Genomic DNA, 20335 nt, shown 5'->3' with positions numbered 1-20335 from the left:
TTCAATGATATTTTCGGTTTATTTCTTTATTTTAGCCAAATACCGGCTGTTATAATAGTCATATCATCCACCGGAGTATAATTACTTTGGGATAAAGCCTTGTCAAGAATTCGATTTGCTATCTCCTGAGGATTTCTACTTTTGATTTCCATAATTAGTTTTTCCATCTCTTCCTCCTTATTCTCCTCCTTTAAACTATCCAATACTCCATCCGTAACCATAATGATAATATCCCCCTCATACAGCTTCTTCGTCACTGTATCGTAATCCACATTACCGAACATACCGATCGGTAGGGTCGTTGAGGTAATTGTCTCCACCCAGCTTTCCCTCTTTATAAATGCAGCCGCGGCTCCAATCTTAATAAATTCGCACATCCCTGTAAAAAGATTAATGATGGATAAATCTATTGTAGAAAATGTTTGTCGATCAGATTTCAAGACCAGACTAGAGTTAATCAATTTAATCGCGGTCTCTGCCTTAAATCCCGACTCAATCATCTGCTCTAGCAGTGACATCACAGTTTCACTTTCATCTCCTGCCTCCTTCCCTGTTCCCATTCCATCCGATAATGCCAACATGCACTCCCCGGATTCCATATTCAACACAGAGAAATTATCTCCGGACACAGATTCCTTCATCGCCCTAGCTACACCGGTTAGAGTTTTAAACTTGGTGTCTTCCACAAAGATAAAATTATCGTACTCCTTGGATACTACTGTCTTTGAGGCCACCGACACTCTCATCTTCACACCCAGTGCCTCCGATATAGAAGATGCTGCCTCCTTGGCAGTGATACACCTTCCACCTTTGGTTGCGGCTGTTAGATATACTTCCTTACGCTTATCTCCCCTTTCAAACACCGTGATATCCCGGGTCTGAATATGCTCCGCACCCAACCTTCGGATTACACGCTCTTCCTCCGATCTTGGAGCTTCAATTGCTTCATAGATTTCTCCGGTAATATCCTGAATCACTGAGGATACGTCTTTTAGCTGCTCCGCAATCACTTCACGGCTCTCCGATATTCTACTATTCCATATCTGATTTAATTTTGCAATCTCAAACCCCCGATTCGTCTCACGAATGAAATCATCCACACAGATACAATCCTGCGCAAAATAATCCGGTATATCCTCTCGTTGAATGGTTCCCCTCTTTTCAGCTACCTCAAACATCTCGCATGCCGCCTGATAGGTTTGACTAAACATCTTCTCCCAACATTTATCACAGTTTTTACAGTTCTTACATAGCTTGTCCGATATATCTTCAAAAATACGATTTACATTATCCTGAGATAACTTTGTCTGGCTCTCCGATATGGTATCTAACGTTTTCGATAATTTTAAGAATGATTCCGAGAAGATTCTCATTCTGGTCTTTGCAATCTTTTTCAAATTCTGAGTTGCCAACATCTCCTGACGCCCGGTTCCTCCGGCCGCGTCAACACGATATATAATACCCCTCGGAAGTAGAAGAAATGCAATCACCGCAGATACAAGTGCACCAATCTCTCTGGTATTGAGTTTCATACTTTCACTTAATGAACTTAAAAGCGCAGCGGTTATAAGATATATCGTAGCAGTTGGAAATCTGCCCATCTCTCGAAAGATAGCCGGTATAATGCCTAACATCGTCAACATCCCCACATCGGATAAGGTAGCTCCCCTAAGGCTAAGCACAAATCCACATACTGCTCCGGTAATCGTCCCCTGCCCTACACCGTACTTATAGGTGAAGAAGATAATGATGAAGAAAACCACCGTCTCCAAGGGTGCCAGATAATCACTTTGAAAATCCGGGATTGCATATACACAGACAGCCATGATTACAGCGATACTGACCATTTGTTCATTGGTCATTTTAAATCCCTTCGCACTTTGTTTTATATAATCAACTCCGTTCTTAAAAAGCACTGAGGACACGATTGCGATAACGGATTCCAAAAGAGCCAGTGTAACAAAATTAATTATCTTTGTAGATGGTGAAATCTCCAACGCGGAAAATATAAATAGAAATACCGATGGTATCGTATACATTGCGGCTGCCGGAACCGCCCTTTTTTTGAATATCGGTAACTCAAACAGAATTAAGCTGGCAATCAGCGCCAACGAGTACTTTAAGATCTGAGCAGGATTCATGACTGAAGCAACCCCAAGAAATGATACGATGAATGCCAGTCCGCCCCCCGTCTTACCAAGATATGAAGCCGTAAAATAACCAATCGCCAATGGGTTCATCCCAAAGAATGTTGCTCTCGATACAACAAAACCCAAAATATGAACTAGTATGGTTCGTTTGTTTATGCCTTTCATTATGAATATTCCTCCCGTTTCTGCCATTAATATTTGCACTACTGGCTCTAGACTGTGCTGTTATTATAGGCATGCCAAGATAAAATCTTTGTCAAAATAAATCCTGCTGATTCTTAAAGTTTTTGACAATAACTCCATGGAAATGGCGAATATCACGAATAAAGGGAGTTGATTTATTTTAAGACCATAACAAAAAAAATACTTCGAGAACCCTCAAAGTAAGATAATAAAAATACAGATTTTTATATATAAATCATACAATTCACAAACTTCCTCATGGTTCAAACACTAAATAATGTGTTTTAACTATCTTATTAAACCACCATATGGTATAAGAATAAATTTAATCGATATATGCTAATATTTATACTAAATTTTCACTGAAGGATGCAACATTTCATTTCTAGCATTACACTGAATTAATATATGTTGTTTTTATTGTGTAGAAGATTGCAAAAAAATTCAAACAAAAAAGGAAGCTATTATTCACAGCTTCCTAAATTACAAAATAGCGAAGGACGGATTTGAACCGCCGACACCGCGGGTATGAACCGCGTGCTCTCGCCAACTGAGCTACTTCGCCAAAGTCACGAACCCTATTATATCTTCTTACTAATAGGTTGTCAATCATTTTATTCAAAAGAATATCCATTCAAGTTCGAATTTATTCCTTTGGCTCAAAAATTATCTCATCCTTATAAACCAGCCCAAGTCTCTCTCTGGCGATTTCTTCTATGTATTGTCTTGTCTTCTGATATTCCTTTTGCTCCTTGATATCAGCCGCACGTTGATCCTGCTTTGCCAAATCAGCCTCCAGCCTTGTGATGGTACGCTGTGCCTCCGTCTGCTCTTGTGCCAACCCAACTCTGCTATAGGATACGATTCCACAAAAGATCAGAACAACAAACGCTACGATTCCTAAGCCTGACCTGTTTTTCTTTCTTCTCCTCTTCATAAACCCATCTCCTACTATACAAAACTACTTGTCCACCCTCAAACAACTATATTTCATTTATCTCTTGTTCTTAATCGGTATTGGTTTAACCTCCACCGTTCGTCCAGTTCTTCTTTCCCCATCTATCTGCCCGTCATTTTTCTGTGCAGGAGTCCTCTTCGGATTTTTCTTGTTTTTATTCTTGTCTCTTGCCTTCTTTTTGGCAAGTTTTATATCATCTGCTCGCTTCTTTTTTTGATTTTTAATTTCTAATTGCTTCTGTTTTTTTAGAAGTGTAGCCTGATGTTTTGCAGATAACTTTATTCTAACTGATTGCGTCCATTTTTTCAATTGGTTATTGATACGAAATACTACTTTCTTGACCCTTCTTCCGACTAATTTCCCAGTTTTAATTACCTTTTTTATAAGAAAAACCAATGGGCTTATTAATGTTTTTATTAATTTCGTAAGAATGTTCACAAATGCCTCACTAAGAGCAAAGTGATATAATATGGTTCCAATCGCCATACCCATAATAGAAAACCCTCGGATAATGCCATTGTTCTCCTTATACATCATAATAAAGATACTTAATCCAGCCACGACCCAAAAGATCAGATCTTCAAACGCTACGCTAAACTCACCATGCTTAATCAGTCTGCGAAAGACACGCAGAATATCATAAGCCAGTAATAAGAGCGCGCCGGAGAGCACTGATATGAAAAAAAACTGAACTTCCACTGTGATTGCTTGATTCATACAGGCCTCCTATTTAAATAGCCTGCCAAATAAAGATTCGCCGGATCTGTTTCCGTTTGCTCCATCCGAATAGGTCAGACTGTCTATTCTTCCGTCAATATCGACCTCTCCCTTTTCAAGCGTCAACCGATTTACATGTAGCTCACTGCCTCGAATCATTAGAACACCCTGCTCTGTTTGAAGCAGTACTTCCCCAGCATCAAAGGACAACACATCATTTACTCCTGTTATCATTGCAGCTTTTCTCGCATTAATATTTAATTTATGTCCTTTAAGTACGTTATTCTGTAGTTTCTCTTCCATAGAAAAAGCCTCCTCATATTATACCTTAGGATTTCTCACTCCAAAAATGGAACAAGATATACCTTTTTAAGTATATGAGAAGACTTGCTACTTCATGACATATCCGTATAATAGATACCCGATAACTATAGGTATTTGTAAAGCTCTTTCGCATCATCTTTCTTGGTCGTTTCCTGAACATCTAGTACTTCTACCTTGACTGCTTTCGTACCAAACCCAATCTCTATCACATCACCGATTTTTACGTTTGCGGACGCCTTTGCCGGCTTACCGTTAATCATAACCCTACCAGCATCACACGCTTCGTTTGCAATCGTTCTTCTCTTAATTATCCTGGATACCTTTAAAAATTTATCTAGTCTCACAATTCCCTCCAATATGATTGGCTGCTTGTTTCTATCCTTATCGTATTTTGAATATATAAAAAAGACTGTTTTAAAAGCCTTTACCCTAACGGAATCGGAATTTAAAACAGCCTCTTTTGTTTTTAATCAACTATGCGTTGATAACATCCTTTAAAGCCTTGCCTGCTTTGAACTTAGGCGCTTTAGAAGCAGCAATTGTAATCGTTTCCTTCGTTAAAGGGTTTCTTCCGGTTCTAGCAGGTCTTTCGGATACTTCAAATGTACCGAACCCAACCAATTGAACCTTCTCGCCTTTTGTTAATTCTTCTGTAACTACATCAATAAAAGCTTTTAATGCTTTCTCTGAATCCTTTTTAGAAAATTCTGTCTTCTCTGCAATCGCTGCAACCAATTCTGCTTTGTTCATGGATTTGCTCCTCCTCTAAAGTAATTGTTATATTCTCAATCTAACGAATTTTTTACTTCCCTCCATAAAACATCTTGCTCCATAGGGGATAGTTCGAATAGATTATGTCCCCTCCTCTCAGCCAGAGCGAAGACATCTACAAATCTATTTATAAACTTATTAGTGGCATTTGTCAAGGAATTTTCTGCATTTAATTGTAAAAAGCGAGACAAATTAACCATTGAAAACAGCACATCTCCAAATTCCTCTTCTATTATACTTTTACCCCCATTTTCAATACTTTTTTTCAATTCGTCAAGCTCTTCGTAAACCTTTTCGAGCGCTTGTTCATACCCCTCAAAATCCATTCCTGACTTTGCCGCTTTCTTCTGTACTTTTTCTGCCCGAATGATAGCAGGAAACGCATTTGGTATGTCAATTATTTCCTGTGTTAAGCTCTTATTATTCTTTTCCGCCTTCTTGATCTCTTCCCAGTTTTTGATTACTCCCTGTGAATTATCAACAACCACATCTCCAAACACATGGGGATGTCTGCGAATCATCTTTTCAGCCACACCTGATACCACCTGATCGATATCAAATTCGGTCTTCTCTTCTGCAATAGCACTATGCAATGCCACTTGTAGTAGCACATCTCCAAGCTCTTCACAAAGATTTTCGTCATCCTTATTATTAATCGCATCAATGGTCTCATAGCACTCTTCTATCAAACAGCTCTTTAAACTTTCATGCGTTTGTTCCCTATCCCAAGGGCACCCCTCCTCACTTCTGAGCTTTCGAATTATATCCATAAATTCATCGAAATTATACTTTGCCATCGCCCTCTCCTTCTTTCGTATTCTATCATCCTTATCATCCTGTTACACAATATTCCATAAATATCAAATTCTTATGCCCATTATAACAGTACTTTTCAAGATTACAAGATATAACAATAGGATGCTGTAATTTTAACTTTTCAGCATCCTATTCTAATGATTTTTTATTGTTCCATTTGTCTACCTAAAAATGCTGCTGCCGTACTAGTGAGTTTTATCTCCAACTCCCCGAATTTCGTCTTTGAGTCCTTGGTCAACATAATGACAGATCCGATTGCATCACCTTCACTAATAATCGGGGTGATTACCTGATATAAAAATTCTGTATCATCTTCATTCATAATTTTAATAAAGTTTTTATCTTCTCTAAAGGCCACAATAACTTCTCTCTCATTGATGACTTCCTCTAACTCATGGCTGATTCCCTTAGAAATCAAATCCTTTTTCGTAGGTCCGGCAACTGCGATAAACTGATCCTTGTCCGTAATTGCAACGATATATCCGGTTGTTTGATTCAATGAATCCGCATACTGTTTTGCAAATTGTCCCAATTCTCCAATCGGAGAATATTTCTTTAATATGATTTCACCTTCTCTGTCGGTGAAGATCTCAAGAGGATCTCCTTCACGAATTCTTAAGGTTCTTCTAATCTCTTTAGGCACAACCACTCGACCAAGGTCATCTATTCGTCTTACTATACCTGTTGCTTTCATGTATTATCTTCCTCCATTTAATGTATTTTGAGTATGCAGTTAATTGTTATCACATTTACTAATTATAGTGTTTGTAAAATGGGAAAGTTTATACATTTATTTCAAATATTATTTTATTTATAGAGAATTATTCTCAATTATTATATCTTTACTTGGTCAATTACTGAGAGCAGATTCGTCGCTAAGGAAGATAATTTTGTGCTTGTTTCCGCCAATGTCTGCGCAGATGTTACCTGATCCTCCACGAAGGAGGTTGCTTGTTGCGTGCCTGCAGCATTCTGCTCCGCTATTGCAGCTAAGGACTGTAGCATGTCTACTATTTCATTCTTAGCATGGACCATATCCTGTTCCGTTTCATTTAATCTCTTTAGTGCTTTTTCGGAACTCACCATTGCGCTCGCGATATTCTGATATTTTTCAATGGTTTGGTTAACACTTTCTTGTTGATGCTCTGAAGTAACCTTTACTTTCTCCATGCTCTGCGATGAATTTTGCACATTTTGAAGAAGTTCATTTATAATATCATCAATGAATTGTGTCGAAGAATTTGATTGATCCGCCATTCTTTGAATTTCCTGAGCAACGACCGCAAACCCTCTTCCAGCCTCCCCAGCTCTGGCAGCTTCAATCGATGCATTAAGAGCAAGCAAATTCGTCTGTCTCGATATATCCGCAATCACGTTACTCGCTTCTCTGATTTGTTCAGAGCTAGTACGAGTTTGTGTAATTACTTCACATATTTCATCGGTTGCTAGCTTATTCTTTCTTGTAGCCTCCGATAACCGTTCAACGTCTAGTAAACCACTTTTTACGAGATCATTTACCGTTTCAGTCGTTTCATTTAGGTTCACAACCTGCTTAAGATTTTTCTCGATTCTAGAGCCAAGCAAAATTGCATTCTGTTCTCCCACTTCCGTATTTTTCGCTTGCTCCAATGCTCCGTTTGATATACTTTCCACGGTATTGGATATTTCCAGAGAAATGCGGGCAGATTCCTGAGAAGTCGCAGACAGTTCCTGAGCAGACGCTGTTACATCAATTGCAGCCTCTGATATTTGGGTAATGATTTCTCTAAGTTTGGAAGCTAATATCTCAAATGTGCCTGAAAGTGTACCGATCTCATCTTTTTGTTTTAAATATTTCTTTGATATATTTACTTGAAAGTCCAGATTAGCAATCTGCTTCGATACCTTGGTAATACCTATTAAAGGTCCTGTGATTCTATGATCCAGAAAATAAACAATGACAATACTTACCGCTAACACTAGAACCATTACAATAATAATAGTTCGAATCATCTCTGGTATGGTAGAGAATACCTCATTTTGATTCGCTGTTATTGCAAAAACCCAGTCCGTTCCTTCGATTGGAGCATACCCGGCAAAATACTTTTTATTCCCCTCCGTATAGCTTACGACGCCCTGCTTTTGTTTTAACATCGACTTAAAAGCCCTAGAAAGGGAAGTATCCTTCTTACTCTTCTGCGCTTCCGTAATCGGATTATATAGTTTTAACACTTTCTCGGTATCCGGATATGCTATGTATCTGCCCTCACCGTTTATCATAAATGCATATCCTTTTTTGCCATATCCTCTATCTTTAATCAATTCTTCCAGCGTGTCCGCTTCTTTTCTTGCCAGTAACGCTCCAACAATTTTACCATCCTTTACTACCGGAACACTGAGTTCTATCTCAGGCTTTCTAGTAACCCTGCTAAATATAACGTCGGACATATCCGCTTTACCCTTTAATGCACTCTTTATATACGGCCTATCGCTCACCAAACTCATTGTACCATTCGTATAATTGGCATAGCCGTTTGGTAGAACATATGCTAAATCAATAAAATTAGTTTTATGAAGCTCTTCTTTCAACTCACTGGTATTGACATCCAAACCCATGTCAACAATTTCTTTCTTCTTTGCAATAATATTAAGCGTAGTCATTAACGTCTCAATACGGCTTTCCGTTAATTTTGCCCCATCCTCCGCCATAATGTTTAGTGATTTCTCAGCTTCGTCATTCAGTGATTGATAACCGCTTCTTATGAAGACAATTCCCATTACCAAGGTTACTGCCACGATAAGTGTCGCAAATGATACAATCAATTTCGTCTTAATGCTCTTCATTAATTTAAGTTCACCCCTTCTTATTGTATACCAACAGTTTATACAAATTTTCTACAAGTTTCCCTCTTGTTTAATTGAAATAATGGTGAAATTAAAGTGAAGTTTGTAAAATCTGGAACCTTTCTATTAATGCTAACCGGAAGTGAAATAGATTCATTCTGGACAATACACCGTCCCTAGTAAAACAATCATATTATCTACAATATCGATTCATCTAATACAATGGTAAAGGGTCCGTCATTGATTAACGATACTTTCATATCTGCACCAAATTTACCGGATTGCACTTTGCCTAAACGTTCTTCTATACATTTTAAAAAGTACTTATATAATTCATTTGCTAGGGTCGCACCTGCTGCATTAATAAAATCGGGGCGATTTCCCTTCTTACATTCCGCGTACAGCGTAAACTGAGATACCACAAGTACTTCGCCCTCAACATCCTGTAAGGATAGATTTGTCTTACCATTCTCATCGGCAAAGATTCGCATTTTTATAATTTTGTCAATATAACGATCTGCAATCTCCTTGGTGTCTCCTTTACCGACGCCGAGAAGTATCAAAAAACCCTTTCCAATAGAGCCGATACATTCTCCATCTACGTTAACCTTTGCTTCCAATACTCGCTGTATTACAATTCTCATAAGTTCCTCCCTTTGACAACACCCATTATTTGAGCATCAGCAATTCTCTCTTTTTCATTTGAATGAATTATTATTTATCTCTAATGCATGCCCATTCCTGCAATAGCTGTTCCAGACTGCTTGCGGCATTCGCCGGACTGGTCGATGGAAGCTTGATACAGTCCCTCCTGGTGAGGGGCAAGATATATCTTTGATATAATTGATATGCCGCATTCCCATTCGTAAAGATCCCTTGTATATCCGCTTCTCTTAAAATCGCAGTTAAATCATTTGGGACAACATTCTTTATACTACTATCAGAGGAGCCAACTATCTCACAGCTTTGGATTACATCCCATACTGCAATTCCATTACGAAGTAAGAAATCCTTCTTCTCATCAATACTTACCGGCAACTGTTCCTGATAGATAGTGCTTATCACATTCCAGAATCGATTTCTCGGATGATGGTAAAAGAACTCTCCCTCCCTGGACTTTACAGAAGGGAAAGATCCAAGAATTAAGATTCTTGATGATTTATTATAAATGGGTGATATCGGGTGTGTTATTCGTTCCATATTTCTTCTCCATACTAATGTGAATTATGTTTCTCATTAATTCACATTAGTAGTTCTTTCAAAAATGAAGTTCCTGCAACCTTTTGTTCCACCCCAAAATACTCTAAAACTGAAGCAGCAATATCAGAATAAGATCCTCTGGTTCCAAGGTTTAATCCCTGTTTCACACGTTTTCCATATGCTACTAAAGGTATATATTCTCTGGAGTGGTCTGTGGATGGAGTAGATGGGTCACATCCATGATCTGCAGTGATAATTAAGATATCCTCTTCTTTCATGCCTTCCAGTATTCTCGGTAACTGCTCATCAAAATAAGTTAAGGCTTTTGCATAACCGTCCACATCATTGCGATGTCCGTAAATCATATCAAAATCTACCAGATTTGCAAAGCAAAGCCCCTCAAATTCTCTACGGGTATGCTCTATGATTAATTCAATCCCTTCTGCATTATCGTGGGTTCGAACTGTGTCGGTAACCCCTTTTCCCGCGAAGATGTCATATATCTTGCCAATTCCCAGCACATCCAACCCATTTTGACTAAGTTGGTCAAGCATCGTAAGCGGTGGAATGAGTGAATAATCGTGACGATTGGAGGTTCGTTTGTAGTCAGGACTTACCCCGGTAAATGGTCTGGCGATAACACGACCCACTCCATGCTCTCCGGATAATAATTCTCTGGCCACCTCACAGTAACGATATAGCTCCTGAAGCGGTACAACATCTTCATGAGCCGCAATCTGAAACACACTATCGGCGGAGGTATAAACAATAAGAGCCCCTGTCTCTACATGTTCCTTTCCATAATCGCGAATTACGTCTGTACCTGAATACGGAAGATTACAGATTGTTTTTCGCCCTGTTTTCTCTTCAAAGGCTTTTATAACATCCTGTGGAAATCCTTTGGGATAAGTCGGAAAAGGATTCTCTGAGATAACTCCTGCTATCTCCCAATGTCCGGTTGTGGTATCCTTTCCCTGTGAAACCTCTATCATTCTTGCGACTGTTCCTTCAAACGACGAATCCGATTGTTCCCTAGCAAATTTTTCTTTCACACCTTCTATTTGAAATAGACCTAACTTCTTCATATTCGGCATATTAAAATATTTACTCGTAGATGCAGCATAAAGGGTATGGCTTCCCACATCTCCATATTTATCTGCATCAGGTAACTCTCCCACCCCAACACTATCTAGCACAATGATAAATACACGTTTCATTTTTCTACCTCCTATTTGGATCATTAATGGCTCCATGACATACAAACCAGTAGTTAATATTATTATAATTAGAATTCCTTCTTATGTCCATGTTATACAATACTCTTTTTAAATTGCACAAATGACTTTAACACGCATTTTGTCTATCCTGTTTTTAATGAGTAAAAACAACACAATTTGATAAATAATATGGTTGGTAGAATTTGTCTTCCCTTGCATTATAAGGTATTACAGCTCATATCTTCATATTATAAAGTAAGTTTTGGTATATTGTTATCCCTTACTATCTGTGCTATAATTTACGAAGCCATGTAAGAATGGACTTCAGAAGGGTTGTGATAATTATGAAAAAAGCGAATGCTTTCAAATCACTTTTTACAAAGTACAAGCACGGTCTTATCCTATCATATTTTTTTATATATATTATTTGGTTCAGTTATCTGGAACGCACCGTTACTACTCATTTTAATGTAATTCACTCTAGACTGGACGATTTTATTCCATTTAATGAAGTATTTATTATCCCATATTTTTTATGGTTTATATATATCTTCGTAACTGTGGCATATTTTTTAATCACTTCAAAAAAGGATTTTTACAAATGCTGTGCTTTCTTGTTCAGCGGGATGACCATATGCCTCTTTATTTATACCATTTTCCCTAATGGCCATCACCTTAGAGTGGATTTAAATTCTCTGGGTAGAAGTAATATCTTCATTGATATGCTTGCAAAAATATATAGTGTAGACACTGCTACTAATGTATTCCCCAGTATTCATGTATTTAACTCCATTGGAGCATTCATTGCAATCAGTAAAAGCGAACGCCTTGGTAAAATAAAATGGATAAAATGGGGTTCCTTAGTATTAACAATCTCCATCTGTATGTCCACTGTATTTTTAAAGCAACACTCGATTTTGGATGTGTTTGGAGCGATGATTTTATGCACTATCCTATACTTTATTGTTTATGTTCCCTTCTGGGCAAAGCTACCCAAGCGTGCGGAGCAAAAATTATCAAATACTTAATACTCTATCAAATCAACCTTAATTATTATATTCAACATTGCAACACATAAAACAAAAGAAGGGTTAATGTCCTCAGATTTTTGAGGATATTAACCCTTTTTTATCTATTACATAAAGCGATCTTTTGGCATTCTTTACTTCTTAGTTAAATCCATAAATCTTACGGGTGATGTTGTAACCCATCTCAATGATTTTCCTTCCGAACTTGCCCGGTAAATTCATTGATCTTCCGAGTATCTGAGATCTAATCTTTTTGTACAAATGCTTATCGTAGTTCTTTAGGTACTCCCACAACTCTTCCTTTTTCGCAAGACTCTCGTCGCTGCCTTCCTTAATTAAGAAGACCGTGCTAACCGTCATCATCATAGACAGGTACTTAATCATATAATTTTGAAGCTTTTTGCTCTTGATTTGCATCAGATCATGAGATTCTATCATAATCTTTGTAATTTTAAGCTGTTGGTCTATACGACGAATCATAACCTGTTCATTAACCGATTGATCTGCTCTTCCGATAAAGTAACGGTACAAATTCACATCCATATAGTACAACGTCTTTACATATGGCAACGGTTGATAAACGAAAATGTTATCCACATAGAAGGTGTGTTTTGGCAAACGAATTCCACAGCTTTTCAGTAGTTTTGTACGATAAATTGTGGAATGCATCAGTATGTTCTGGCTTTGCTTAAAATGCATAATTTCATCCCAAGTAAAAACCCGATCCTTCGGCAATGCCCAGTTATAATTAATTACCTTTTTCTTTTTTGCATCTACCTTCTCGTATACATAGTTAGCCAAGAATAAATCAGGACTCTTACCGTCTTCAATTAAACTCTTAAGAGCTTCCATTACTTGCTTCAGTGCGTTTTCATTTACCCAGTCATCACTATCAACAACTTTGAAATAAACGCCTGTTGCATTTGCTAAACCAGTATTTACCGCTTCACCATGTCCCCCATTCTCCTGAAGAACCACCTTTACAATACTCGGATAATTTTGCTGATATTCTTCTGCAATTTTCTGAGTATCATCTGAGGAGCCATCATTTACAATGATGATTTCTATCTCCTCCCCGCCGGTGAGTAAAGTGTCAATAGCATGACTCATATAAGCGGCCGAATTATAACAAGGTATTGCTGCTGTAAGTAATTTCATAATAACTTAACCTCCACGCTGCCATAGGACAGCTCAAATAGTTTCTCTAAAATATTATATTAAATTCTCCGGATTTAAACATTCTAATTCTTTCACGATAAAACGTCCGTCTTTACGAATCAGTACATCATCAAAGTAGATTTCTCCGCCACCGTATTCCGGAGTCTGGATGCATACCAAATCCCAATGGATTGCTGAGGAATTACCGTTCGGAGCTTCTTCATAACAATTACCCGGTGTAAAGTGGAATGATCCCATGATTTTCTCATCAAACAAGGTATCCTTCATCGGTTTGATGATGTAAGGATTTACACCAATCGCAAATTCACCGATATATCTTGCTCCCTCATCGGTATCCATAATGTGATTGATACGCTCAGAGTCGTTTGCAGTTGCTTCTACGATCTTACCATTTTCAAAACGGAAGGTTATATTCTCAAAGGTAAAGCCTTGGAATACTGCCGGTGCATTGTAAGCTAATGTTCCATTGATGGAATCACGTACTGGAGCGGTATATACCTCTCCATCCGGAATATTGCGATCCCCGGCACAAGGTACTGCAGGAATGTTTTTGATAGAGAAACTTAAATCTGTTCCTGGTCCCACAATTCTTACTTTATCCGTTTTATTCATATATGCAATTAGGCTTTTCATTGCTTCACCCATTTTTGAATAATCCAGATTACAAACTTTAAAATAAAAATCTTCAAATGCTTCCACACTTGTATTCGCAAGCTGTGCCATAGCTGAATTCGGATAACGTAGTACTACCCATCTGGTTTTCTTAACACGTACTTCATGATGAACCGGTGTTTGATAATAGGTATCGAACATTCTCATCTTCTCAGCGGGGACATCAGCTAACTCTGTTGCATTCTCAGAGCCTCTTACCGCAACATAGCAATCCATTTCTTCCATCTCTGCTGCATCAATTTTAGCCATAAGTGATAACTGTTCTTCGGTACAGTTTAAGAGGATTTCTCTTTGCAACTTCGCATCCGTATAATGTGTAAACGGTAATCCTCCAGCTATATAGATTTCTTTCACTAATTGTCTGGCTAAATCCTGAGTGGCGGGTCCATTATAATGAACATATACTTTGTCACCCTTTTTTACTTGCATTGAGTAATTAACCAAATTATGCGCTAATACTTTAATTCTCTCGTCCATATTTACCTCCATCCAGCCGATCTGCTGCGGCTAATCATTCTGTCTCTTTTTTATTGTTCAAGGTATGATATAAATACATTACCTGCAGACTCAAACATCTGTCTGGCATCATTTAAACCGATTCTTCTCACACTATTCGTAGATGGGTCAATCACCTTAATATTTTGTTGATCATATCCATAGATTAGTACTGCGTGAGTGGAATCCTTCATGCCAAGTATTGGTCGATTCATTGCTATATAGTACAATGCATCCTCCAGAGAGGTACCTGTCAACCTGATTGGATTGTACCTTGAGTAGTCCTTCAATACTTGATAAGCACTGCTTCCCTGAATATTTAATTTATCGAGTGATGCATCGGTTCCCTGATGCTGAAGCATCAGTTTGATACATTTTTGAACTGTTTGGTCAGAACCCACCTGCCAACTCATTGAATCTAAGTCTGCAATTGTATGCTCACCAAGAATCGCCTGTACACCTCTCATCCACACGAGCTGATTACGGTTACTCATTACGACACCCACTTTATCTCTTGCCACTGCGATAGCATCGGAAGCATTTTCATATGCACCGGCTATTCCACCTGTGACATTTGGATAATAATAGGTATGCTTTTGCTCTACTTCGGGCAATCGAAGTGTCGGATCCTGGCTGATTACTGTGTTAACAGTAGTCAAAACCTTGGGCTTTGTTACCATTTCGAACCCTTTGGGAAGTACCATATAGTATTCTTTAAATCCCTTATCCGACTTCCTAGAAACCACCCCAATCAAAGGATTCTCTGCCTTTATTTGATTCATAATATAATCGGAAGGTGCTGCTTCATAAGAGTTCCCGTTATCTCCCGATTTCTTTATTCTATGAAGCTCAAGGATATTATCCTTAACTGATACTCCGGTTATAAAATAGTTTGATTTTTTATATGTTTTTAAAATTCTCTTATCCGCGGAAGCAATCTCCACGGTACTGATAGGAGCAACAATGCTACCATCCACCAAGGAAGCAATACTATTATTCTTCACATATCCATATACAATATTTGTATCTATCTTATCCAGTAACCTTATATTATATCCATCAGGTGCTGCAATTGACTGTATTTTATCCGTATCCAAATCCATGATATTAACCTTTTTGGATTTCTTTAAATCCGCATTATCCTGCCATGCGGCAACCTTACTGCCTGGTAGGATAACCACCTGGTTTTTATCAACATTCGATGCGATGACGGATAAATTTTGCGTTATCATATCATATGCATAAATTGCATTATAGATATTAAAGTAAAATACCGCATTCGTACTGACATAGGTTAAATCACCGATATTCTCCTTTAAGCTCTGATAGGGTTCTTCCACCGGAATGTAAACCATTTCCTCTATACGATTTTCTGCTTTAACAAAACGATAGAGCAAAATTCCCACATGGCCTTCGTATTGACCGCGATTCATATATCCATATACCAAGAAATCAATATTACCCTCTGCATCCATATCGAGGATACGGATATCATGTTGGTTATAAAGGTCACGAATGTAATCCGACTTCTTCTGTTCAAAGGAAAAGATTCTGGTTACCTCATTCTTATTTAAATCATATAACCATAACGCTCCATCCCGAACAAATGCCAGTTTATTATGATCAACTGATGGCATATACGGTATCTGAGTATTTGACGTTAAGCCCAGCTTAAGCTGACTCTTAGCTGTATCTGCCATATTTACATCAAATATTGATTCCATATGGCGTTCGTAATTATAAAGATGCATTCTATCGGTACCGTAACGTATACGGAAGAATTCCGTTACCCGGAATCGTTCTGTATTACCATTGACCTTAGCTTCAATATAATAATTCAGCTCGATTAACGCCATTTGCTCATATATTTCCTTCACAGTCGGAACCACTTTTGTGATTACGGTAGGTTTTAAATTGCCCCAGCTGATTGTATCTAAATCAGAAGTATCCATTGATACATTTGCAAGATTCGGTTTTTTATCAAGATTGGTCGGTGTCCCCAGATATAATTGCATACTTTCTGCTGTTTTCTTATCCAGAATAGCTTTATGAAAGTTCATTACAAAATCGATATCATCCTTTACACGAGCATCCCCACTCACTATAACACGATTATAATAGTATATCTTGTCACTCTTACTCGTAATTAAGGTGATTTTGACTGCATAATCTTTTCCTTGTTCCAAAGTCGCATTTAATTTGATTTTAGCAGATTTATAATCATCACTATTTTCAAATACACTAACAGACGAATTTTCGATTAATTTATTACCAACAAACTCCCTAACCTCATAATTTAGTTTTTTTACTTTATAATAATCATTTTTAAATAGGACTTCAAAGGTTTGATCTGCTCCGAGCGGTGTCACTGCTTCCCTGACCTTATTCGCCGCAATATTACTACTATAACCATGCAGCATATTCATCACCCGGTCGTCGGTTTTTAATGTTACCAATGGAAGTGTTGCATCCTCCATTGCAATGGTATTATCTACATTAAATACCACCTCTTTGATATCCTTACTAAAATAAAATAAAGCTCCTATAAATACTGCGATTAATATAATCGCCCGATAAACATATTTTAACATCGATACCTCCATGATGCCATCAAAGCATCATTAATACTGTATGATTTTTATTGGATAAAATCAATCTCATATAATGATAGTTAATTACCATCCCTGAATAGTTTTAGTAAACATGGATTAACTCCCAGAAACTCCATACAACTTTCTAGTTCCGCCTTCGAAGATTCACCTTCCTTTTGAGAAGGTTTCTTCAAAACCGCACGTATTAGAATATTCTTAGGCGTATGTTCCATATCAATAAATTCAAGCAACTGTACACGGTAACCCTGCTGTTCAAGCAGCTCTGCTCTCAACGCATCTGTTATTAATGCCGCCATACGTTCTTTCACAATTCCATATTTTAAAACCGGCTTTAATGTAGCACTTTTAATCTGCTGATTCAATTCATGTTGACAGCATGGGACGGACAAAATAACCTTCGCACCCCAATTTACTGCTTTATATAAGGCATGATCCGTTGCGGTATCACATGCATGTAAAGTAACCACCATATCAACCGATGAACATTCCTTATAAGATGCAATATCTCCGACAAAAAATCGGAGTTTATCATAGCCATATTGTTTGGCTAATTCATTACAATGTTTGATTACATCAGTTTTAAGGTCCAATCCGATTATATTAATTTGATAACCTTTTAATATACGCAAATAATAATATAATGCAAAGGTCAGATATGATTTGCCGCATCCAAAATCCAGAATCGTCAATTCTTTCCCTTTATCAAGATGTGGAAGAATATCCTCCACGTATTCAAGAAAGCGGTTGATCTGTCTGAATTTATCCGATTTTGCCTTAATGATCACCCCATCTTTATTCATTACCCCAAGGTCGATCAAAAACGGCAACGCTACATTATCCTGTAGAATATATTTTTTCTTCTTATTATGAGACAGTTCCGCCTGTTCCTTCGCTGCATCTTCTTGCCTGTTGTCTTTGTTCATTACCGTTACTTTTCCCTTTTTACTGATTAGTATAATTACCTTGCCGCGTCCGGTAGTTATCTCTGCCTGTCGAAACAATCCGCAAAACCAATCCGGGAGCAGCTTATATAATTCTTCAGTCAGGTAATTCGCATGAAACACTTGATTACCGATATATTCTGATACCTGATAATATAATACTTCTTTTAACATTACCGGCCTTATTTTTATTTTATTTATTTTTTCTCTATCCGATGAATTAGAGATAATAATACTTAATACTTGGTTTTTTATTGCCTCTTCGAATGTTTCCCTAATTATTTGATCCATTGTTTTATCCAATCTATCATAAAATTTACTTATTTCGGCATTTATTATGATTCCTTCTCTATTTTAAAGGCTTTTCACCGATAGTACAACCTAATTATTATAAAATTTGATATATTCATCATAAAAATCCCATTTCACATATATTCTATGCCCTGCATATATTATAACAAAAAGCTTAGGAGTACTTATATGTCGTTTACTATGGGCAGAAGTTATGGCACCAACCGAGGCAATAGAGTGCCAAATTATAATGCAAATTCTCAAAGTATGAAGACTCCTGGTTCTTCTGGTAAGTCCTCAACCAGCACATCACAGAAGTCTTCATCAAAAGTTTTAAACATAAGTCAAGAACGTATTAATAATACTACTACACCTAATACTCCAGCAGGATCCCAGATAAATTCTACAACCGGAATCCCTACTCCAACCACACCCGGGTCAGAAAGTAGTACAGGAAGTCAGCGTCAGGTATATCCCGCCATTCCTAATATCTCTACTCCAAGTCCATCTACTGGGCCAAGTGGATCTTCTACACCCGGAACCAGAATTCCCGGTGTAAACACACCTGGTGTAACAACTCCTACATTACCAGGAACCGGAACCCCGTCAACATCTCCGATGCCCGGCGGAATGGCTCCTACCACACCACCGATTTCAATAACTCCCGGCTCTCCTTCAACCTCCCCGATGCCTGGCGGAATGACTCCTACCACACCTTCTATGCCGGGCGGAATGATTCCTAGAATAGGTGGCATGCCTGGCTCTATGAATCCTAGTACACCTCCGACTTCAATGACTCCCGGCTTCCCTTCAACCTTGCCGGGCGGAGTGCCGTCTACTACACCTTCTACACCGGGTGGAACGACTCCTAGAACAGGTGGTATGCCGGCACCAACCTCACCTGTTACATCTCCTATTTTAAATCAAGACCGAACCGGAACTGCACCAGGTGGATTCCCTCCATATTTTTATCGTTCTTTCCCGCAAGGTGGACCACAAAATAATATGAACAACATGCCCTCATTTATGAATCCGAGCACACAATCACCCACTACAAACTCCAGGCCGATGGGAACCCCTATGACTTCACCTATGCCGGGAACTACAACAACTTCTCCGGCTAACATGAATAGATCTGCTGCTCCAACTACACCGGGTACTACTGCTCCAACACCTTCCATGACTCCAGGCACTACTGCTCCAACACCTTCCATGACGCCAGGCACTGCCGCTCCTTCTCCGGCTGACATGAATAGACCTGCTGCTCCAACTACTCCTACTACACCAGGTGCTACTGCTCCAACCACACCGGGCGCTGCTACTCCTTCACCAGCTCCGATGCCAACTACAAACCCGAACGCTAATCGGACTCCTATCACACCTTTCTCTGAACTGGGTATGATGGCAGGGAGAACAGATTCTCAGAGTGTATTTTCAACGAATACGAACCCATATGTTGCACCAATGGGTGTACCATTATTTCCTCTATATGGTTATGATAACACCCATGATTCCGAGAAAGATATAATCTATATCCGCCATCTTTATCCGAAGACAGCAAAGATGATTCAGCTTGAAGTAGACAGCGAGGCTGACTTCTTGGAGTATGACGGAAGTCTTATGTTCGATGAGAACCCTGATAAAGTATCCGTGGAAAGGATAGTAGACCGCATCTATGCCAAACTTAAGGACTCCTTGGAGGAACCAACGGTAGAGGCAGAGAGCATCAATTTATTTCCGTCCGATTCAAGGCGTGATTTTCTTCATGATTTAGTAAGCGTTATCTTTTTAAATGAAATATTCAATCGAAGAAGACGTCATCGCGGAAGAAGGCGCTGGTACTAAAAGCCTCTTCTGTGAATACGCCTTCGTGAAATAGTAATGATATAATATTAGGGAGCAATATTATCCCGTAAGCTTTCAAGAAAGGTAAGCCTTCGGTTGCTTATCGCCTGGAA

18 protein-coding genes and 1 tRNA gene are annotated in these 20335 nt (G+C 38.4%); 2 read left to right on the top strand and 17 right to left on the bottom strand.

Annotation, left to right across the window (positions count from 1 at the left end):
* Positions 1-26 precede the first annotated feature (26 nt).
* The 13 genes from spoIIE to AC6IWN_RS17820 all read right to left on the bottom strand — a co-directional run bounded on the left by spoIIE (position 27) and on the right by AC6IWN_RS17820 (position 11159).
* A complete protein-coding gene (spoIIE, locus tag AC6IWN_RS17880; RefSeq protein WP_497989321.1) occupies positions 27-2315 on the bottom strand; it encodes a stage II sporulation protein E in 2289 nt (762 codons plus the stop codon).
* A gap of 509 nt (positions 2316-2824) precedes the next feature.
* Positions 2825-2898 (bottom strand) — tRNA-Met (locus AC6IWN_RS17875).
* A gap of 81 nt (positions 2899-2979) precedes the next feature.
* A complete protein-coding gene (locus AC6IWN_RS17870) occupies positions 2980-3270 on the bottom strand; it encodes an FtsB family cell division protein (RefSeq protein WP_497989319.1) in 291 nt (96 codons plus the stop codon).
* Between the two features lie 57 nt (positions 3271-3327).
* Complete coding sequence (gene yabQ / locus AC6IWN_RS17865) at positions 3328-4008, bottom strand: spore cortex biosynthesis protein YabQ (protein ID WP_497989317.1); 681 nt, start codon at positions 4006-4008, stop codon at positions 3328-3330.
* Between the two features lie 9 nt (positions 4009-4017).
* Complete coding sequence (gene yabP, locus AC6IWN_RS17860; RefSeq protein ID WP_497989315.1) at positions 4018-4311, bottom strand: sporulation protein YabP; 294 nt, start codon at positions 4309-4311, stop codon at positions 4018-4020.
* 125 nt (positions 4312-4436) lie between these two features.
* Positions 4437-4676, bottom strand: coding sequence for an RNA-binding S4 domain-containing protein (locus tag AC6IWN_RS17855; protein WP_497989314.1), 240 nt, complete (start codon positions 4674-4676; stop codon positions 4437-4439).
* A 130-nt stretch (positions 4677-4806) separates the two neighbouring features.
* Positions 4807-5082: an HU family DNA-binding protein gene (locus AC6IWN_RS17850; protein WP_497989312.1), complete on the bottom strand. Its 276-nt coding sequence runs from the start codon at positions 5080-5082 to the stop codon at positions 4807-4809.
* A 35-nt stretch (positions 5083-5117) separates the two neighbouring features.
* Positions 5118-5900 (bottom strand): nucleoside triphosphate pyrophosphohydrolase, encoded by a 783-nt coding sequence (gene mazG / locus AC6IWN_RS17845; RefSeq protein WP_497989310.1) that lies wholly within the window; start codon positions 5898-5900, stop codon positions 5118-5120.
* Between the two features lie 164 nt (positions 5901-6064).
* The gene (spoVT, locus tag AC6IWN_RS17840; RefSeq protein WP_497989308.1) at positions 6065-6613 is read right to left on the bottom strand and encodes a stage V sporulation protein T; all 549 of its coding nucleotides are present in this window, start codon (positions 6611-6613) and stop codon (positions 6065-6067) included.
* A gap of 140 nt (positions 6614-6753) precedes the next feature.
* Positions 6754-8742, bottom strand: coding sequence for a methyl-accepting chemotaxis protein (locus AC6IWN_RS17835; protein ID WP_497989306.1), 1989 nt, complete (start codon positions 8740-8742; stop codon positions 6754-6756).
* 197 nt (positions 8743-8939) lie between these two features.
* Positions 8940-9386: a D-aminoacyl-tRNA deacylase gene (gene dtd, locus AC6IWN_RS17830; RefSeq protein WP_497989304.1), complete on the bottom strand. Its 447-nt coding sequence runs from the start codon at positions 9384-9386 to the stop codon at positions 8940-8942.
* A 70-nt stretch (positions 9387-9456) separates the two neighbouring features.
* Positions 9457-9942 carry a DNA-deoxyinosine glycosylase gene (locus AC6IWN_RS17825; RefSeq protein WP_497989302.1) on the bottom strand — a complete coding sequence of 162 codons (486 nt, stop codon included), beginning with the start codon at positions 9940-9942 and terminating at the stop codon, positions 9457-9459.
* A 41-nt stretch (positions 9943-9983) separates the two neighbouring features.
* Positions 9984-11159: a phosphopentomutase gene (locus AC6IWN_RS17820; RefSeq protein WP_497989300.1), complete on the bottom strand. Its 1176-nt coding sequence runs from the start codon at positions 11157-11159 to the stop codon at positions 9984-9986.
* 344 nt (positions 11160-11503) lie between these two features.
* On the opposite strand from AC6IWN_RS17820, the gene AC6IWN_RS17815 reads away from it, so the two are divergent.
* Positions 11504-12187 (top strand): phosphatase PAP2 family protein, encoded by a 684-nt coding sequence (locus tag AC6IWN_RS17815; RefSeq protein ID WP_497989299.1) that lies wholly within the window; start codon positions 11504-11506, stop codon positions 12185-12187.
* A gap of 141 nt (positions 12188-12328) precedes the next feature.
* Here AC6IWN_RS17815 and AC6IWN_RS17810 read toward each other — a convergent pair whose 3' ends face one another.
* The 4 genes from AC6IWN_RS17810 to AC6IWN_RS17795 all read right to left on the bottom strand — a co-directional run bounded on the left by AC6IWN_RS17810 (position 12329) and on the right by AC6IWN_RS17795 (position 18377).
* Positions 12329-13345 (bottom strand): glycosyltransferase family 2 protein, encoded by a 1017-nt coding sequence (locus AC6IWN_RS17810; protein WP_497989297.1) that lies wholly within the window; start codon positions 13343-13345, stop codon positions 12329-12331.
* Positions 13346-13399: 54 nt separating this feature from the next.
* The gene (locus tag AC6IWN_RS17805) at positions 13400-14515 is read right to left on the bottom strand and encodes an aminopeptidase (protein ID WP_497989295.1); all 1116 of its coding nucleotides are present in this window, start codon (positions 14513-14515) and stop codon (positions 13400-13402) included.
* A 50-nt stretch (positions 14516-14565) separates the two neighbouring features.
* Positions 14566-17124, bottom strand: a complete 2559-nt coding sequence (locus AC6IWN_RS17800) for a hypothetical protein (RefSeq protein WP_497989293.1) — start codon at positions 17122-17124, stop codon at positions 14566-14568.
* Positions 17125-17204: 80 nt separating this feature from the next.
* On the bottom strand, positions 17205-18377 hold the full coding sequence (locus AC6IWN_RS17795; RefSeq protein ID WP_497989292.1) for a class I SAM-dependent methyltransferase: 1173 nt from the start codon (positions 18375-18377) through the stop codon (positions 17205-17207).
* Between the two features lie 189 nt (positions 18378-18566).
* Here AC6IWN_RS17795 and AC6IWN_RS17790 point away from each other — a divergent pair, with 189 nt between their 5' ends.
* Positions 18567-20222, top strand: coding sequence for a hypothetical protein (locus AC6IWN_RS17790; protein WP_497989290.1), 1656 nt, complete (start codon positions 18567-18569; stop codon positions 20220-20222).
* The last annotated feature ends 113 nt before the right edge of the window (positions 20223-20335 follow it).

This window comes from Variimorphobacter sp. HTMS_6 (assembly GCF_059717775.1).
The sequence above is the reverse complement of the archived record's forward strand: the minus strand, read 5'-3'. Positions and strand labels throughout refer to the sequence as shown.

Bases quoted from the DNA above. Each gene is read 5' to 3' on its own strand.
- AC6IWN_RS17805 (WP_497989295.1), bottom strand. From the start codon at position 14,515: ATGGACGAGAGAATTAAAGTATTAGCGCATAATTTGGTTAATTACTCA.
- AC6IWN_RS17815 (WP_497989299.1), top strand. From the start codon at position 11,504: ATGAAAAAAGCGAATGCTTTCAAATCACTTTTTACAAAGTACAAGCAC.
- AC6IWN_RS17870 (WP_497989319.1), bottom strand. From the start codon at position 3,270: ATGAAGAGGAGAAGAAAGAAAAACAGGTCAGGCTTAGGAATCGTAGCG.
- yabP (WP_497989315.1), bottom strand. From the start codon at position 4,311: ATGGAAGAGAAACTACAGAATAACGTACTTAAAGGACATAAATTAAAT.
- yabQ (WP_497989317.1), bottom strand. From the start codon at position 4,008: ATGAATCAAGCAATCACAGTGGAAGTTCAGTTTTTTTTCATATCAGTG.
- AC6IWN_RS17795 (WP_497989292.1), bottom strand. From the start codon at position 18,377: ATGGATCAAATAATTAGGGAAACATTCGAAGAGGCAATAAAAAACCAA.
- spoVT (WP_497989308.1), bottom strand. From the start codon at position 6,613: ATGAAAGCAACAGGTATAGTAAGACGAATAGATGACCTTGGTCGAGTG.
- AC6IWN_RS17810 (WP_497989297.1), bottom strand. From the start codon at position 13,345: ATGAAATTACTTACAGCAGCAATACCTTGTTATAATTCGGCCGCTTAT.
- AC6IWN_RS17825 (WP_497989302.1), bottom strand. From the start codon at position 9,942: ATGGAACGAATAACACACCCGATATCACCCATTTATAATAAATCATCA.
- AC6IWN_RS17790 (WP_497989290.1), top strand. From the start codon at position 18,567: ATGTCGTTTACTATGGGCAGAAGTTATGGCACCAACCGAGGCAATAGA.
- spoIIE (WP_497989321.1), bottom strand. From the start codon at position 2,315: ATGAAAGGCATAAACAAACGAACCATACTAGTTCATATTTTGGGTTTT.
- AC6IWN_RS17800 (WP_497989293.1), bottom strand. From the start codon at position 17,124: ATGTTAAAATATGTTTATCGGGCGATTATATTAATCGCAGTATTTATA.
- dtd (WP_497989304.1), bottom strand. From the start codon at position 9,386: ATGAGAATTGTAATACAGCGAGTATTGGAAGCAAAGGTTAACGTAGAT.
- AC6IWN_RS17820 (WP_497989300.1), bottom strand. From the start codon at position 11,159: ATGAAACGTGTATTTATCATTGTGCTAGATAGTGTTGGGGTGGGAGAG.
- mazG (WP_497989310.1), bottom strand. From the start codon at position 5,900: ATGGCAAAGTATAATTTCGATGAATTTATGGATATAATTCGAAAGCTC.
- AC6IWN_RS17850 (WP_497989312.1), bottom strand. From the start codon at position 5,082: ATGAACAAAGCAGAATTGGTTGCAGCGATTGCAGAGAAGACAGAATTT.
- AC6IWN_RS17835 (WP_497989306.1), bottom strand. From the start codon at position 8,742: ATGAAGAGCATTAAGACGAAATTGATTGTATCATTTGCGACACTTATC.